Genomic DNA, 17,400 nt, shown 5'->3' with positions numbered 1-17,400 from the left:
GCCTAACCGCGCCGCCCTCTTTGCTGCCGATGGCCGCTCCTACGAATGTACTCAAGCCCCCTGCAGGAGCGGTCCGTGGCCGCGAAAGCCGCACCCCGTTCCAACCTGCCTCAGCGCATGGGCGGACAATCACTCCCAGCGCTGCGCTGCTGCCTCGTCGCTATCGCGTCCCTGCACCCAGCGCGGGCCATCTTCGGTGTTCTCCTTTTTCCAGAACGGCGCCCGGGTCTTGAGATAGTCCATGACGAAGTCGCACGCCTGGAACGCCGCCTGACGATGGGCGCTGGCCACGCCGACGAACACGATCGGCTCGCCCGGCGCCAGCGCGCCCACCCGGTGCAGTATCGCAAGCTTGAGCAACGGCCAGCGCTGCGCCGCCTCGAAGATGATCTTGTCCAAGGCTTTTTCGGTCATGCCCGGATAATGCTCCAGCAACATCCCGCGCACTTCCAGCCCGTCGTTGAAATCGCGCACGTAGCCGACAAAGCTCACCACGGCGCCCACGCCGGTGTTGGCCTGGTGCAGGGCATTGAGTTCAGCGCCGGGGTCGAACGGCTCATGTTGCACGCGAACACTCATCTCAACCTCCGGTCACGGTGGGAAAGAATGCCACTTCATCGCCATCGAACAAAGGTTCGGCCAGCCCGCACATCTCCTGGTTGCGAGCACACATGAGGCCTTTCTCCGCAAGTACCTCGCGGTCGCCGCGCAGGATGAGAAATTCGCGCAACGCGTCGACGCTGGCGAATTCACCCGTCACCACTTCCTCGCCCGTGCCCAGCAGCTCGCGATAGCGGGCGAAATACAACACGGTGTAGTTCATGAAACGTCCGCCTTGAAATGCCCACTCTTGCCGCCCTGTTTCTCCAGCAGGCGCACCTGTTCGATGACCATGCCGCGGTCGACCGCCTTGCACATGTCGTAAATGGTCAGGGCCGCCACGCTGGCCGCCGTCAGCGCTTCCATCTCGACCCCGGTCTGCCCGGCCAGCTTGCAGCGAGCGGTGATCAGCACGGCGTCCGCGCCGTCGGCGGCCAGTTCGACCTTGACGCTGGTGAGCATCAGCGGGTGACAGAGCGGAATCAGGTCGCTGGTTTTCTTCGCTGCCTGAATGCCGGCGATGCGCGCCACGGCGAAGACATCGCCCTTGGGATGCTCACCCTCGACGATCATCTGCAGGGTCTGCGGCAGCATGCGGATACGCGCCTGGGCCACCGCTTCGCGGGAAGTCATGGCCTTGTCGGTGACGTCGACCATGTTGGCGCGACCTTGGGAATCGAGATGAGTCAGCACTGCCTTGCTCCTGTTCCAGAAGCGACGATTGTAGCCCCGGAACAGCTGCGTTGCACAAAACCTCGAGCGTCGCGTTGTAGGACGGATCCCACAAAGTTTGGGAACCGTCCGACTTTTTGACCGCCCTGCGCCCGGCACAATTCTCCCTCGCGCTGCCAACCGACCGGAAGAACCTCAGCCTAAGGTCGGTTCGACCAGCAGCGCGCACCTGCTGCTCACATCGAAATCAAGGAGTCGTACCCAATGAAATCTTCAGTCCTCGCGCTGCCACTGGCCCTGCTGTTCACCGGCAGTGCCATGGCCGACCAGCGTATCGATCACACCGTGACCGTGACCGCTACCGTGCCCACCGACAAATTCATCGTAGAGCCACTGGGTGGCAACTGGATGAACGAGCCACAGAACATGAGCTTCAAGCCGGTGGACGGCAGCCTGGAGCCGATCCGCAAGCAACTGACCATGAAAAGCACCAGCGGGGCCATCAAAGCCAAACTGCTCAACAGCCCGACCATGACCAGCGGGTCCAACTCCATTGGTCTGAACGTCAAGGTGGGCAACCAGGCCTTGAGCACCAGCTCTGAAATCGTCGCCAACGTAGCCGATGCCGCTGCCGGCACCGTGGTCGACTTTCTGGTGACCGCCGGCGCCAAGCCATCTGCCGGTTACGTTCCGGGCACCTACCAGGGCACCGTCAACCTGGTCTTCGAAACGCCTGATCCGGTCTGACCTCGTTTCAAACCCCGTGTTCTGAACGTTGCCCCGCCGGGCACCCGTGTGCCCGGCAGGGCGACCTCTGCCTGTGTGACAACCATGACTAGAATCACCCCAACGGTGTTCACCGGCCCTTTGGCGCTGGGCCTGCTGTCCTTGGTGGCACTGTCCCCGACCACCGTGACAGGCAACACGAACATCGCCACTACGGCCCTGTCCAGCCAGGCCCAGGGGTTGCCACGAGAGTTCAACGAGCATTTCTACGACGTGCCGCTGGCCGTGCACGTCGATCTGGATGGACGCGGCCTGGGTGAAGCCCTGATCACCCTGGACCGCCAGGAGCGCGTGCAACTGATCGAGTTCACCGCGGACGAAGAAGGCCGTGCGCCCGATCCGCTGCGCCAGCGATGGGCCGATTACCTGGCCGACCCCGTGCCGCTGGGCAACTGCACGCAGAGCTGCCGCGACGACCTGGTGGCTTTGCACTACAGCCTGTACGACTCGCGCCTGTCCATTCTTACCCGTACGGTGGAACGCACTGCGCAAGACCAACGCTATCACGCCCTGCCCGAGCACGGCAGTCACGGCATGATTCTGCGCAATCAGCTGAACATTTCCGCCGGACGCTTCGAACAAGTCGGGCGCTACGCGCTGCAGGGCCAAGGCAGCCTCGGTGACTGGACCACCCTGGCCCAACTGCAGGCCGATCGCAGTGACGACGACCGCTACGGTACCCGCCATCGTGTCGACCAGCTCTACGCCGAGCGCATGGACCAGGGCCACTTCTATCGCCTCGGCTATTTCATGCCCGACGCCCAGGGCCTGACCCGCCAGCCGCGCCTGCTGGGCGACACGCCCCTGACCGCCCTGGGTGTCATGTACGGCAGCAGCGACAGCCTGGCCGTGGACAACGCCACCCCCAGCGCCACCCCCATCTATGTCACCCCGAACCGCCCCGGCGTGGTGGAGATCTACCGCAATGGCGTGCTGATCAACAGCCAGCCAGTGCAACCGGGCCTGCAAGCCATCGATACCAAAGTGCTGCCCGGCGGCATTTATGACGTCGAAGTGCGCCTGATCGAGGATGGGCAGACAACCGCCAGCAACGAAGCATTCATCTACAAGCCGTCGAACTGGAGCAACCCCGACCAGCCATGGCGCTACAACCTCTATCTGGGCCAGCGCCGCACCTTGCTCAGCAACTGGGAAGAAGACAGCGATGACAGCCTCAGCAGCGGTGTGCTGCTCAACTACCTGGCGCACTCGCGGGTGGTGCTCGGCAGCTCGTTGCAGCGCGTGGGCGACTACACCCAATACGGGCTTTCCGCCGACTGGGACGCCCTGCAAAGCACCAAGCTGTACGCCAATGTGTATCACACCGACCAACACGGCCAGGGTTACGACCTGCAGGCGCTGTGGAACTACCGTGCCGGCAACCTGGTGCTGAGCCGCAACCAGAGCTGGCAGCGCTACCCACGACTGCGCGGCGAACGCGAGCCGCGACCGGGCCAACAGGTCATCCAGACTTCACTGTCCTGGCAGCACCGAATGGATCGGCGCTTCAGCACCCATACCCGCATCGCCCGCGACGACGGTCTTTACGCCGGCACCTCCGTGGACCTGGGCCTGGTGTACCACGGCAAACTGATGGGCTCGGACGCCAACTGGCGTGCCTCGGTGTTCGACCGCCCCGGCACGCTCGCCACCGACGGCGCCCGCAATCGTGGGGTCAATTTCACCCTGAGCATGAGCCTGGGGCAGGAAGGGCGACGCCTGTCCGCCACCTTGGGTAGCCGCACGGCGCTGGACGGCACTCGCGATCGCAACGTCTCGGTGACCTACCAGCAAAGCCTGGAGCATCACACCCTGCGCAACGTCGCCGGCACCCTCACCGGCGATCGCTACGGGGCCGCCCTGGCGGCCAATGTGCAGTTCCAGAACAGCATGGTGTACGGCGATGCCTATGTGCAGAACTCGTCCTACGACCACGCCGTCAGTGGCGGCCTGAACCTGGAAAGCACCGTCGCCGTGGGGGCCGGTAAAGCCGCCATCAGTGGTGATTTCCAACCCTACGAAGCCGGCATGATCGTCGACGTCGAATCCGACCTGGACAACCTGCGCGTGCGCGCCGACAGCCTGCAGGGCCCCAGCGCCACACTGCGGCCAGGGCGCAATATCCTGCCGTTGCGCGCCTATCGACCGGGCCAGGTGCTGATGGACTTCGAAGGCCTGGAAGCCCATGCCGCGGTGATCCAGCCGTCGAGCTTCAGTTACCACCTCAACCGTGGCGCAGTGACCTACCAGAAAGTGCGCATCATGCGCACGGTCACCGTGCTGGGGCGTCTGCTCGATGCCGGTGGTGCGCCGATCAAGGGTGCCATGGTCATCAATCATGCCAGCCGCAGCCTGAGCGAGGCGGACGGTTTCTTCGCCGTGGAAATGAGCGAATCCACGCCCACCCTGGAGGTGCGCCGCAGTGGCGCACGCCTATGTTTCCTCAAGCTCGACGAGAAGAACGCCCAGCGTGAAAACGAAGTGCTGATGGTGGGCGATCAACAGTGCAGCCCAGACACCCTCGCGGCAACCGGCAACAATCATGAAGGAGATGCAGGATGAACACGCTTCGCGCCATGGCAGCCACCTTGCTGCTGGCCCTGCCCTTCACACCCCAGGCCACGGCCAACGAGATAGCCTTCACTGCGCGAATCGAGGGGACCCGGTTCGTCAACACGACGCCCAATGCCAGCTACTGCAATCACTTCGGAGGTGGCAGTTTCTGCGCCACTTCATGGTCGACGAACCTGCCTATTACCTATCGCAAACGCGTAGATGTGAATTCACCCGATGCGCGCGACAAGGTCTACGTCCGGTTGCCGGCACGGCGCGCTATCACCTTGCAGAACCGGCTCACCGGCGAAACCGCCACCATGTTCCTGGCGTTCTATCAATTCAGCCAGCGAGTCAGCTGGGAGCACGAGACGGTCGTCAACGGCTCGCCGAATGGCTGCGGCGTATTTGGCAGCCTGGGTGGCGGGCCGGGCTATTCCCGGTTTCTCTGGCACGCCTTGAACACTACCAACCCGGCTCCCTGTTTCTCGACCAAATCCGGCAATCCGAATGTGGAGGATTCGGAATTCACCAACACCGGCATCTCGGTAAGGCCCGATTTCCCACCGGTGGGCTCGCTGGCCCCCGGCGACTGGGAAGGCATTGCCGACTACCGTGTGGGGCTGGGCCAGGACTTCGACTTCGGCAATATCCTGGACCCCAGTACCGATCAGTTCCGCGTGCGCATCAGCTTCAAGGTGATGCATGAAATGCGCGTCGATTTCCCGGCCCACGGTACCGAAATCAGGCTTGCCCCCCAAGGCAGCTGGACCAGCGTGATGAACACCAGCAGGGCGCCTGTCCGTCTGTATCACGACACGCCGCTGCGCCTTTGGGCTGGCAGCCCCTTCAGCATCTACCTGGCCTGCGAATACCCAGAACGGCGTGACCAGTGCCTGCTCAAGAATCAGGCTGCCGAGCATTACGTACCACTCGATGTGGCGCTGACCCTGCCGGGTGCTTTCCAGAGCAATGGCATGCCGGTCGATCGGCTACCGGTGCTGGATGGCCGCAACTACGCCAAGACCATTGTCCCCACCGGCACTGCGAGCAATGCGCCGGGTACTTTGCACTTCGACGTCAGCGGCACCTCGGCCGAAGCCATGCTGCGCTACCCCGGCGCCCGATACAGCGGCTGGGTCACCATCATCTATGACGCCAACCCTTGAGGAGCCTTCCATGAAATACCTCGCGCTACTGCTCGGCCTGACGACGTTCGACGCCTGGGCCGCACCGCAGCTGAACATCGGCAGCCTCTACGAATACTTCGACGGCAACCGCAGTACCTCGCTCAAGCGCATCTACAACAGCGGTGACACGGCAGCGTTCGTCAAGGTCAGCGTGGCCGAGCTGGTCTACGCCGCCGACGGCACCGTGACCGAAGTGCCTCTGGATGGCCTGCCGGCCGAACAGCGCACCCTGATCGCCAGCCCAGCCCGGGTGATCGTGCCGCCCAATGGCATGCAGCAGGTGCGCCTGCTGTACCGGGGCGAACGCCAGGCCGAACGCTACTTTCGCCTGCGTTTCATTCCGGTCCTTCCGGAAACCGGCGACGGCTTCGGCCTCACCAGCGAGCAAGCCCAGCAGTACAATGAGGCGCTGTCGGCCGGGGTGAGCATCCTTGCCGGCTATGGCGCGGTGATGTTCGTCAAGCCGGCGCAGACCACCTACGCCACCGAAGTGCTGCACGAGGCCGAGCGCTTCACGATCCCGAACAAAGGCAACGCCACGGTGGTGCTGGATCATTTCAACGACTGCGATCGCAACGGACAGCACTGTGCCCCGCCCACCAAGCATCACATCCGGCCGGGCAAAACACTGTCTTTCGAAAAGAAAACCGGGCGTTCCTACCGGTTCGTTCTGCAGGAAGGCCCGCGGGAGATCCCTCATGAATTCGAAGGCTAGGCTCACTGTCGGTGCCCAGGCACCGATAGCGAGTCCGTTTGCGCAGGGTTGTTGACCTACAGGTGGCTTTCGGCGTACTCGGCCAGGATCGACCGCGGTACACCCTGCAGGGTGATGTGCACGCCTTGGGGGAAGTCCTTGAAACGCTCCGTCAGATAGGTCAACCCGGAACTGGGGGCCGACAGGTAGGGGGTGTCGATCTGCGCCAGGTTGCCCAGGCAGATCACTTTGGAACCGGCACCGGCACGGGTGATGATGGTTTTCATCTGGTGCGGTGTCAGGTTCTGGCACTCGTCGATCAGGATCAGGCTTTGCTGGAAACTGCGGCCTCGGATGTAGTTGAGGGATTTGAACTGCAACGGCACCTTGCTCAGGATGTAGTCGACGCTGCCGTGGGTATTTTCATCCTCCATGTGCAAGGCTTCGAGGTTGTCGGTGATGGCGCCCAGCCAAGGCTCCATCTTTTCCGCCTCGGTACCGGGCAGGAAACCGATTTCCTGGTCGAGCCCCTGCACGCTGCGGGTTGCAATGATGCGCCGGTAGCGCTTGGTCACCATGGTCTGCTCGATGGCCGCGGCAAGGGCCAGGATGGTCTTGCCCGACCCCGCTGCGCCCGAGAGGTTGACCAGATGGATGTCCGGGTCCAGCAGGGCGAACAGAGCCAGCCCCTGGTAGATGTCTCGCGGCTTGAGACCCCAGGCTTCCTGATGCAGCAAGGGCTCTTGGTGCAGGTCGAGGATCATCAGCTCGTCGTCCTTGATGCCCTTGATCCAGCCGACGAAGCCTTGCTCGTCGATGATGAACTCGTTCATGTGCACCGATGGCAGCACTTCGCTCAACTGCACCCGGTGCCAGGTGCGGCCATGGTCCTGGCGCGTCTCGACCTTGCTCACGCGGTCCCAGAACGAGCCGGTCACGTTGTGATAGCCACGCGAAAGCAGCGATACGTCGTCCACCAACTGATCGGTGCTGTAGTCCTCGGCGGCAATCCCGCAGGCGCGCGCCTTGAGGCGCATGTTGATGTCTTTGGTGACCAGAATCACGCTCAGGTCGGGGTGACGCGTGTGCAGGTCGATCAACTGGTTGATGATGATGTTGTCGTTGAGGTTCTGCGGCAGCAGGTTCGAGGGCTCGGGACGCTTGTCCATCAGAATGGACAGAAAGCCCTTGGTGTTGCCGCTGACGCGCATGATCGGCACGCCGGATTCGACCACGGCCGGCGATGCATCGCCCAGGGTCTTGTCGATCAGGCGGATGGCCTGCCGGCATTCGGCAGCGACGGTCTGCTTGCCATCCTTGAGTTTGTCCAGTTCCTCCAGCACGGTCATGGGAATGGCGACACGGTGTTCTTCGAAATTCAGCAGAGCGTTTGGATCGTGGATCAGTACGTTGGTATCGAGCACATAAAGGATTGGCTGATTGGAAGAGGTGCTGCGTCCTTGTTCATCCATACTCGGTCACCTTTTTGGGAGCCTGACAACGCAATACCTGGACGGTGCTGCGCCGCGAAAAGGCCGCCGGATTCCCACATCAAGGAGCAGGACCTGCGCACAGGTGGAGAGTCTGTCGAAGACGCCACCTGTGATGCAGGGTTCGGCGGTCTGTCTTCGTAATACCGCAAAACCCATTAAGGAAAAAAGCACTTTACGGTTTTTTGAAGTTTATTTTTCAGCGGTGCGAATAACGCTTGGCGGGTGGCGCGGACGCCGTTAGAGTCAGAAGTTGACCTGCCCCTCCTCGCCCGCGCAATTTTTCCCAAAAACCTGCCAACCCCCCGTAAATGCTGGCGTTCGCCGACTGAGCCTATTGCACATCTGCACAGGCCTGCCAGTTGATACCGGTCTGGGCGGTTTCCCGCATCAGCCAGGGCAGCGCGGTCTGCGCCTTGGCCAGGTTGTCGTGGAACACCACGATTCCGCGTCGCCACAGCAGCATCAGGCTCAGCGCCCGCTCGCCAGCCTGCAGGGCCGTCAGGCGGCTGTCATCGTCCATCGAATCGATGTTCCACAGCGCCACTTTCAGCCCCGCTCCGGCAAAGAATGCAGCGCTGTCGGCACGACGCTGGCCGTACGGCGGGCGAAACCAGGGCACGTAGCTGTCGGGCAGGTCGGTCTGCAGCAGGGCGACGCTGCGCAGTATCGAGTCCTGCCATTTGTCCCATTGGCCATGGGACACGTATTGCCAACCCAGGGTCGCCACGCACTGCCCGGCATACAGTGCCTGCAGCTGGGCCACCGAGGTCTTTTCGGCACGCGCCTGCAGGCTTTGTCCGGGCACGAAGAAGGTAGCGCTCCAATCCTGCGCTCGCAGGTACCCGGTCAACGCATCGGTAGAGCCATCGACCGGGCTCGGGCCGCCATCGAAGGTCAGCAGGAACGTCCGGTCGGCAAAGCCGTTGCCATCGAACTCCTGCTCCGACAACAGTTGCACCTCGCTGGTGGTCTGCGGTGAAACCGCGGCCAGACGCAACAGTTCGTTGAGATAGGCCTCGCTGAATACCTGGCCCGGCACGGCGAACCCGGAGTAGAAGGATTCGGGATCGATTCCCAGGTCGGCCGCCTGGGCGCGCAGGTCGCCTTCGCTGTCGATGGCATAGCAGAACGAGGCATCCTGTTCGCAGCTTTGCTGGGCGAGGTCGAAATTGGCCCAGAGCCGCTGCCAGAGCCGCTGGCGCAAGTCGTTGATCGCCAGCAGGTTGATCTGACGCAGGCCCAGGCGCGTGGTCAGCTGTGCTTCGTCCTGGCTTTCACTGGCCAGCAACGAGCGTGCAAACAGCAGGATGTGCGCGCGCGACGCCACGTCGAACAGCACTGGCGAATCGATGCGTTCCGGCCAGTGACTGCGGTCGAGAGTCGCCACCGGCGGCGCAGCGACGGCGGCCTGTACGGCGCATACAACGGTGGCCAGCATCCATGATACCCAACGCAACGGCGATCTCCTCGATGACAGGGTGCGCCGGGCACTATACCGCTGTCGCGGCGCAGCGCGCAGCTCTATGCAGCCACGGGCCTTCCCCCACTTCGTTTCTATGATTACAGTAGGCAATCAACGGCGGCTCAGGAATCACCACATGCTTCGCTTGGCCCTCGCCGCACTGACGCTTGTCACGCCCATGGCGTTCGCCGCCGGCACGCTCAGCATCTACAACTGGCCCGACTACATCGCCCCCGACACCCTGCCCAATTTCCAGCGCCAGACCGGCATCGAAACCCAATACAGCTCCTTCGACAGCAACGAAACCCTGGAAAAACGCCTGCGCGAAGCGCCCGGCAAGTACGACGTGATCTTCCCTTCCAACCACTTCATGAACCGCCACATCAGCGCCGGCAACCTCACGCCGCTGGACCGCACTCGCCTGCCGAACTGGAAGTACCTGAACCCCGCGCTGCTGCGCGCCCTGGAAATCAACGACCCCGGCAACCGCTACGGCTTTCCGTACCTGTGGGGCGTCAGCGGCATCGGCTACAACGTCGAGCAGGTCAAGGCGGCGCTCGGCGACGATGCCCCAGTGGATTCCTGGGATTTGGTGTTCAAACCGGAAAACATCGCTCGCCTGCAGAAATGCGGGGTCGCCATCCTCGATATCGGTCCCGAACTGCTGCCCATGGCCCTCAACTACCTGGGCCTGCCCTCACACAGCCAGAACCCTGCCGACTACGACAAGGCCCGCGCGCTGCTGCTGAGCATCAAGCCCTACGTACGCTACTTCGATTCGGTGGAGTACAGCCATCAACTGGCCGAAGGCAAGCTGTGCGCGGTAGTGGGTTTTTCCGGGGACGTACTGCAGGCGCAAACCCAGGCCAGACAGGCGGGCCAGGGCGTGGAGATCGAGTTCACGTTGCCGCGCGAGGGCTCGACCATGTGGTTCGACATGGTCGCCATCCCCGCCAATGCGCCGAACGAGGATGCTGCGTACACCTTTCTCAACTACCTGCTCGAACCCAAGGTCATGGCCGACATCACCAACAGCGTGCACTACGCCAATGGCAACGAAGGCGCCGATGAATGGGTCAACCCTGCGCTCAAGGGTGATCGGCGGATCTATCCCAGCGCCGAGGTCATGAGCAAGCTGTTCCTGCTGCAACCCATGCCCGCCGATATCGAGCAGCTACGTACCCGGACCTGGGACCAGATCCGTCACTGAGGCCCGGATCGGGTCGATCAATGGTGCTCGCGGGTGGCGCGGAATTTCACGTCTGGCCAGCGTTCTTCCATCAGCGCCAGGTTGACCCGGGTCGGGGCCAGATACGTCAGGTGCCCACCGCCATCGAGGGCCAGGTTTTCCGCAGCCTTGTTGCTGAATTCCTCAAGCTTCTTCTTGTCGGCGCACTCGATCCAGCGGGCGGACCATACGGTGATCGGCTCGTAGGCACATTCCACCTTGTATTCCTCTTTCAGCCGGCTGGCGACCACGTCGAACTGCAGCACGCCGACCGCACCCAGGATGATGTCGTTGCTGCGCTCGGGGAAGAACACCTGGGTGGCGCCCTCCTCGGCCAGCTGCTGCAAGCCCTGACGCAACTGCTTGGACTTGAGCGGATCCTTGAGCCGCACTCGACGGAACAGCTCCGGGGCGAAGTGCGGAATGCCGGTGAAACCCAGGCTTTCACCCTCGCTGAAGGTGTCGCCGATCTGGATGGTGCCGTGGTTGTGCAGGCCAATGATGTCGCCGGCGAAGGCTTCCTCCAGCTGCTCGCGCTCGGAGGAGAAGAACGTCAGGGCGTCGCCGATGCGCAGGTCCTTGCCCGTGCGCACGTGGCGCATCTTCATGCCTTTCTCGTAACGGCCCGAGCAGATGCGCATGAAGGCAATACGGTCACGGTGCTTGGGGTCCATGTTTGCCTGGATCTTGAACACGAAGCCGGTGAATTTCTCTTCCACCGGTTCCACGGTCCGCTCGTTCGCCACTCGCGGCAAGGGGCGTGGCGCCCAGTTCACGACGGCGTCGAGCACATGGTCGACACCGAAGTTGCCCAGCGCCGTACCGAAGAACACCGGCGTCAATTGACCGTTCAGAAACTCGTCCTGATCGAACTCATGGCAGGCCCCCTGCACCAGTTCCAGCTGTTCCACGAAGCGGTCGTATTCGTCGGCCAGGTGTGCGCGCGCCTCGTCGGAGTCCAGCTTCTCGATGATTTTCACATCGGTGCGCTCGTGGCCATGGCCTGGCGTGTAAACGATGATGTAGTCGTCCGCCAGGTGATAGACGCCCTTGAAGTCGCGATAGCAGCCGATCGGCCAGGTGATCGGCGCGGCCTTGATCTTGAGCACCGCCTCGATCTCGTCGAGCAACTCGATCGGGTCGCGAATGTCACGGTCCAGCTTGTTGATGAAACTGACGATCGGCGTGTCGCGCAGGCGGCAGACATCCATCAGGGCAATGGTCCGCGGTTCGACGCCTTTACCGCCGTCGAGCACCATCAGCGCCGAGTCCACTGCGGTCAGGGTGCGGTAGGTGTCTTCCGAGAAGTCTTCGTGGCCCGGGGTGTCGAGCAGGTTGACCATGTGCTCGCGATAGGGAAACTGCATCACGGAAGTCGTGATGGAGATCCCGCGCTGTTTCTCCATTTCCATCCAGTCGGAGGTCGCGTGACGGTCGGACTTGCGCGACTTCACCGTACCGGCCACGGCAATCGCCTTGCCCATCAGCAAGAGCTTCTCGGTGATGGTGGTCTTACCCGCATCCGGGTGGGAAATGATGGCGAAAGTGCGGCGCTTCGCGACTTCGGCGGCCTGTTGGGTCATGGATGATCGCCTGGCGAGGGAATGAAAAAGGGCGCGGATTATAGCCCAGTTCCAAGCGTTGAGGCCACTGTGCGCCACACCGGTTGCGGCCAGGTCTGGGCGCAGGGCTGTGCAATATCTACCACCGCGCAGCGCTGCAGCGCAGGCAACGTATCGCCTCCATCGCAGGGCTCGACACGTCGAAGCCCGCAGCGGTGCCTATTGCCCCTGGAGCTGCCAATGACGACCCCACCACTGCCCTGGTTTCACAGCCGCGCGCTGGCACAACGCTTCATGCGCCACCTTAGCGACTCATCCCACTCACTCCTGACGCCTGAAGGGACTCAATGGTTGCGCCAACTTGCCAAGCCCGAGCGCGATCACCAACCTCAGGCACAAGACGAAATGCGCGTGGACGGGTTGAGCATCATCACCGCGCAAGGAACTGCCGTCGAATTACCCTTGAGCCTGTTGATCAGTACGACGCAGCACGATTGGGTGGCCCACTACCACCCAATCTGCGGCTTGAAGTTGTTCGATGATCGGCGTCGTTTGAAGCGTTACCTGCTGGATCGGTTGGCCAGCCCTGATAACGATCCGGGGCTGAGCTACCTGCTTTCGCAGGCAGAACGTCGGCTGATGCGCCTTGGCGAACTCCACGAGATGCAGGTCACGCTCATGGAAGGGTCGGTGTTCGATACCTTGATGCTGGACATTCAGCATCGTCTGAGTGAGCAGCTACGCGAGTGGCGTCAGTTGTTACTGGATCAACCAAGCTCAGAGGAGCTGGTGAGCAGTGGATCAGAGGCCGCCATGGCCAGTCTGCTCGCCCACTACTGGCGTGAAGGAGCCCCCCGATCAGAGCTGCCCGCCGAACGGCTGACCCGCCACTTGCGCACGCAGCTGATCACTGATCTTGCCCGTACGCAATGGGACGGCACGCTGCCAGCCGTTGAGCATGATCAACTCTGGGCTTGGCTGAAGGGCCAAGTCCAGCCATCGCCTCTTACCGGCTTCATCCTCCATGGATCAAGTGCCGAGGGCCGCCAGCAGCCGTTGATCAATACCCTGGTACTGGCCAACGAGCGCGCGGCGGCTGCATGCTACCTGTTCAGCGCCACGAGCGGGCTGGTGCGTTACACCGACCGCTCGGCACTCCTGGCAGCACTGACCGATCTGGAGCAGCGTGCCCAATGGCTGCCCTGCGTACCCAACGCACAACAGCCGACGTTCAAGACACTGCCTATCATTGATATTGAGTTGGTAGCCGAGCCCCCCTCCTCTTTCGGTCTGGCGAGCTACACCCGACGTCTGCTGCAAGTACAGCACTCGATATTGTCCAACAGCCCACCTGCTGCATTAATGGGAGACCGCCACACGCTCTGCGAGCAAGCCCTGGGCCTGCATCAGCGCCTGGCGCCAAGCCTGCAGAGGCTCGCCGCGCCGTTCGCTGCCGACCCACGGGACAGCCCAGCCAGCTTGATGCGCCTCACCGGCGCAGCGCAAACCGACCTGCAAAAACCGCAGCGCGTGGTAAATCATCTGACCGAGCTGCAAATCCAGTACGCCGGCTATCTCAAGCGCGGCCCTGACTTGCGTGTGGCCGCACTTCAAGCCCTGGAGCTGCAATTGGCGTGCATTCTGCCAAATGGACCTCCTGCCCGTTCGCTTTACCTCATGGACTTGGAACGGCCCACTGCCGCAACGTCATGGGTCGCCAGTATCTGGGCAAACGAACCACTCGCCGCCGTTGCTGGCAGGCGTTGGCAGGTGTTCACGGTGGTTGCCGAAGGCACACGTCAGGTTCTGAATCAGCTGCCATGCCTGCTGATCGAGCACATCACCAGCCAAGCTCGGCGCAGCCTCTACCGCGAGCTGAAAACTGCACTGAGTCACCGTGAAGCCACCGGGCAGGCCTACCAACGCTCGTTGCGGCGCTGGTTGTTCAGTTTCGAATGGGCGCTACTCAAGCAGAGTCGATCAGCGACCTCGCCGCTGGTCGAAGCGTTTCTGCGCGGTGATTCCGTACAGGCTTGGCAGCACAGAAGCGGTCATCCTGCGCAAGCCAATGCCGATGCAATGATGTTGAGCCAGGCAGCCGATGCCAGCGGAACCATTGTGATCTGGGCTCATGAAACGGGCTTTCAACTCTTCGAGTCTCTGGATGCCGCGCATCGTGACGCCATGCAATGGTCTGAGCAGCCGACCGACCTCGGGCCTGGCCTGAGCAACTGGACAGCCTTTGCGGGCGATGCACTGAATACATTGAACAGCCTGGAAAGCCAGGCCCGACAACGAAGTAAGCTGCAAGCCTTCGACCAACTGCGCAACCAAGCATGGCCCTCCGACTCCTTGCCTGCTCTGCTTCGCGAGGCCATGGCGTTCGACAGCCTGCAACGGCAGATGCAGCGCATGGAAGATATGGCACGTGGCCTGGCCGCCAAAGCTGCCCTGCCTGCCTGGTTGCAGCGGGCGGCAGTCGACGACCAGCAGTACTACCTGCGCGTGCTGGGGTTGAATCTGCTGGCCAGCCCGGCCGAAGACGACTATCTGTTCGGCGTTCCTGATATCAGCAGTTATGCCCGCGGCGTGCTGCAGCACCATCTGGACAAAGACTTCACTGCAAAACGCTTCGACCCCGAAGCGATCTTCATCACCACGGCGCGATACGTGCCTGCCTTGGTACCCTCGGGTGAAATTCCTTCCAGCCTTCCCGCCGCCTCGGTCGTGCGGCGACAAAGCCTGATCGAATACGCCTTGAATCACTTCCGGGACTGGGACGACGCCATCGCCCGCATCGAACTGGGTGAGGGCCATGTGGCGCCCGCCGTGTTGAATGCCGACTACTGCCGCCGATTGGTACGGGAGGTGAATCTAGGCTCGCACTATCAGGCCCTGCTCAAACAGACCTTCGACCCCTCAGACCTCGATTACCCTCGCCGGCTAAATTTGTACGCCCGCCAGCTACCGGCGCAGTTGCTGGAGTGCGCCTGGCGAGCCCGGCTCAAGCACAACCTGCCCATGCAGGCGGTCGAACTGATCACTCGCGTGGTCTGCATGCCGGACCCCATCTTGCGACAGCCGCTGAACGGCCATGTCGTGTTGCTGACCCCGCTGCAATTGATCCCCAAGCCGGGAATGAAACCAGACACGTTGCCCGGCTGCTATCTGTTCAGGGCCGGTGAAGACGGCCCGCTGGTGCTGTACCTGCCCTATGAAGCCACCCATACCCTTCAAGCCTTCGACAGTGGTACGGCCCTGCTTGCCGCCCTTGCCAGCGACACTGCCCTGCAGGCGCGACTGCTCGCGCGCATGCCTGTCAGCCTGCGCCCGCGCTATGCCCATGGCGGCTTCAGCGAGCCGCACCTGGGCCGCGTTGGGGACACAGACTTCACCCTGACGCAGAGCACCTCGACAGGCCCGGAGCTGGCCTGCAACCCTATTGCCGGTAACGCACTGCGGTACCTATTCGTCGAGAACGGCCTTTATCTGCAGGCTCTCGCCGCCACTCAACTGGTTACCACGGAGCAAGTTCGCTGGCAGGCGCTGATCAATGTGATGAGCCTGGCGTGGGAGCAACTGAGCATGTTCCTGCCGGGCAAGGTCGGGCTTGCAGTGGCCGCCTGGCAAGCCGAACTGGCGGTGCTGAACATCGCCCAGAACGTGCAGCACAACAGCTGGGGGCAAACACTGGCGCAGTTGACCTGCGTGCTTGTACAGGGACTGGCGATCAGTCAGGGGATGACGCAGCGTGCACTTCAAGACAACGTACGCGAGCGCTTCTGGCAAACCGTGCGCAGCGCCCCGGAGTACGGCCTGTCACTCGCGCGCTACGAGGCCCCCATCGAAACGCTGCGCACGTTCGTTTTTCAGCCGTCCACGTGCACTTACCTGAACATCCGCGACCAGACGCACTACATCGGCCTCAACGGCAAGGCATATCGCGCTCGCCAGGAACAGGATCGTTGGTACCTGGTCGGGCAGCGCGACGATGAACTAGGCCCTAGGTTGCTGCTGGATACCGAGCAGGCTTGGGTAATCGATCCTGGGCAGAACCTTGCAATCAGTGCTGGCGGCGTACCGAGCAGGCTGGGCAGCCAACTGGTGCGTTGGACGCTGACCCGTGATGAAATCGTCATCCATGCCGTGGGCTGCCGGCAGATCCGCCAATTGCGCCCGCACCGCGCCATCGTCCTGCACCGGGCCCACCGCGATGCCTTGGGGTATCTGGGCAATGCGTTGGACAGCCTGCGAAGAGCACGGCTGGTCGGTAGCGTGGAAACCCATACCCTGGAAGTGCTCAAGCAGTTCTTCGGCGTCTCTCAGGTCACGGACTCATTGATCGCGCGGGTCCAAGGCGTACTGGAAAAAATGGCCCGGGTCATGGCATCGCACGCCTACTCGCCAGTAACCTCGAGACGCTACGTGATGGCAAGCCGCTTGAGCGCGCAGTCAGCCGTGGGCATTGCCTTCGTATCCGTACAGGATCCACAAGGTCAGATGTTTCTGACAGATGAATTCTTTGATTTTGAGACGGCACGTCTCCTGCCACTCGATCCGAAATACACCATCGCTGAAACGAACGCCCTGAGCAAGGCGATGGTCCTGCTGCATGAGTTCACCCATATTGCATGCAACACCCGGGACATCCACTATATCGAAGCGGCGATGCCCTATGCCGATCGGTTGCAGCCAGGCGTGAGGCGTGCGTGGCTGGAGCGTCAGCACGACGAATCGTTCTCGCACCTCACCCCCAAGCGTAAGTTGTTCATTGTCCGCGACGACACGACCGGGCAGGTGCGCGACATCCTCAACGAAGACCGCAAGGGGCGCGCTCTGATCCTGCGCCTGGCGGGCTCACCCAATCTGGACGACGCACGCCAGCGGTTTCTGATCGACGCTGACATTCGTTCAAAGATCCTGCTGAAGAATGCCGACTCGGTGACGCTGTTGATCTATCGTCTGGGAAATCGCAAAACCCCCTGACGCGGCTCGCGCCGCTGCTACAAACACCGCGAACCCCTGTAGCAGCGGCGCAAGCCGCGTCAAATGCCTTGGGTAACTCCCCCTTGAACGCCATCTCATGCAAGCTTTATGGTCATAAAAGGTGGCCAAATGCTGCCTCACTGTGGGAACCTCTCGCCGCACGGAGACGTCCAT

12 protein-coding genes are annotated in these 17,400 nt (G+C 62.2%); 6 read left to right on the top strand and 6 right to left on the bottom strand.

Going from position 1 to position 17,400, the window contains the following annotated elements; all coding sequences use genetic code 11:
* Positions 1–129 precede the first annotated feature (129 nt).
* The 3 genes from moaE to moaC are packed head-to-tail and all read right to left on the bottom strand — an operon-like array spanning position 130 to position 1,293.
* Positions 130–579, bottom strand: coding sequence for a molybdopterin synthase catalytic subunit MoaE (gene moaE, locus IFT75_RS03960; protein WP_192053474.1), 450 nt, complete (start codon positions 577–579; stop codon positions 130–132).
* Position 580: 1 nt separating this feature from the next.
* Positions 581–823 carry a MoaD/ThiS family protein gene (locus IFT75_RS03955; protein ID WP_185794119.1) on the bottom strand — a complete coding sequence of 81 codons (243 nt, stop codon included), beginning with the start codon at positions 821–823 and terminating at the stop codon, positions 581–583.
* Entirely contained in the window at positions 820–1,293 is a 474-nt protein-coding gene (moaC, locus tag IFT75_RS03950; protein WP_192053472.1) for a cyclic pyranopterin monophosphate synthase MoaC, read from the bottom strand. Before moaC ends, IFT75_RS03955 begins: the two co-directional genes overlap by 4 nt.
* Positions 1,294–1,536: 243 nt before the next feature.
* Between moaC and IFT75_RS03945 the strand changes: the two genes are divergently transcribed.
* From IFT75_RS03945 to IFT75_RS03930, 4 genes are all read left to right on the top strand, one after another.
* On the top strand, positions 1,537–2,019 hold the full coding sequence (locus IFT75_RS03945) for a CS1 type fimbrial major subunit (protein ID WP_185794120.1): 483 nt from the start codon (positions 1,537–1,539) through the stop codon (positions 2,017–2,019).
* A gap of 84 nt (positions 2,020–2,103) precedes the next feature.
* Positions 2,104–4,620, top strand: a complete 2,517-nt coding sequence (locus IFT75_RS03940) for a TcfC E-set like domain-containing protein (RefSeq protein ID WP_185794121.1) — start codon at positions 2,104–2,106, stop codon at positions 4,618–4,620.
* Positions 4,617–5,780, top strand: a complete 1,164-nt coding sequence (locus IFT75_RS03935; protein WP_185794122.1) for a hypothetical protein — start codon at positions 4,617–4,619, stop codon at positions 5,778–5,780. Before IFT75_RS03940 ends, IFT75_RS03935 begins: the two co-directional genes overlap by 4 nt.
* 10 nt (positions 5,781–5,790) lie before the next feature.
* The gene (locus IFT75_RS03930) at positions 5,791–6,516 is read left to right on the top strand and encodes a molecular chaperone (protein WP_122479642.1); all 726 of its coding nucleotides are present in this window, start codon (positions 5,791–5,793) and stop codon (positions 6,514–6,516) included.
* 56 nt (positions 6,517–6,572) lie between these two features.
* On the opposite strand, the gene IFT75_RS03925 is transcribed toward IFT75_RS03930, so the two are convergent.
* Both IFT75_RS03925 and IFT75_RS03920 read right to left on the bottom strand, forming a co-directional pair.
* Positions 6,573–7,967 carry a PhoH family protein gene (locus IFT75_RS03925; RefSeq protein WP_122479643.1) on the bottom strand — a complete coding sequence of 465 codons (1,395 nt, stop codon included), beginning with the start codon at positions 7,965–7,967 and terminating at the stop codon, positions 6,573–6,575.
* Between the two features lie 352 nt (positions 7,968–8,319).
* Positions 8,320–9,426: a polysaccharide deacetylase family protein gene (locus IFT75_RS03920; RefSeq protein ID WP_185794216.1), complete on the bottom strand. Its 1,107-nt coding sequence runs from the start codon at positions 9,424–9,426 to the stop codon at positions 8,320–8,322.
* Between the two features lie 160 nt (positions 9,427–9,586).
* Here IFT75_RS03920 and IFT75_RS03915 point away from each other — a divergent pair, with 160 nt between their 5' ends.
* Positions 9,587–10,660: a polyamine ABC transporter substrate-binding protein gene (locus IFT75_RS03915; RefSeq protein ID WP_185794123.1), complete on the top strand. Its 1,074-nt coding sequence runs from the start codon at positions 9,587–9,589 to the stop codon at positions 10,658–10,660.
* A gap of 17 nt (positions 10,661–10,677) precedes the next feature.
* Here the strand turns inward: IFT75_RS03915 and IFT75_RS03910 are convergent, their stop codons facing one another.
* Positions 10,678–12,261, bottom strand: a complete 1,584-nt coding sequence (locus IFT75_RS03910) for a peptide chain release factor 3 (protein ID WP_192053470.1) — start codon at positions 12,259–12,261, stop codon at positions 10,678–10,680.
* A gap of 219 nt (positions 12,262–12,480) precedes the next feature.
* Between IFT75_RS03910 and IFT75_RS03905 the strand changes: the two genes are divergently transcribed.
* The gene (locus IFT75_RS03905; protein WP_192053468.1) at positions 12,481–17,226 is read left to right on the top strand and encodes a dermonecrotic toxin domain-containing protein; all 4,746 of its coding nucleotides are present in this window, start codon (positions 12,481–12,483) and stop codon (positions 17,224–17,226) included.
* Positions 17,227–17,400 lie beyond the last annotated feature (174 nt).

The sequence above is a fragment of the Pseudomonas sp. CFBP 8758 genome (assembly GCF_014841725.1).
In the GTDB taxonomy this organism is placed as follows: Bacteria; Pseudomonadota; Gammaproteobacteria; order Pseudomonadales; family Pseudomonadaceae; genus Aquipseudomonas; species Aquipseudomonas baltica.
Note: the sequence above shows the minus strand (reverse complement) of the source record. Positions and strands in the feature narration are given on the sequence as shown.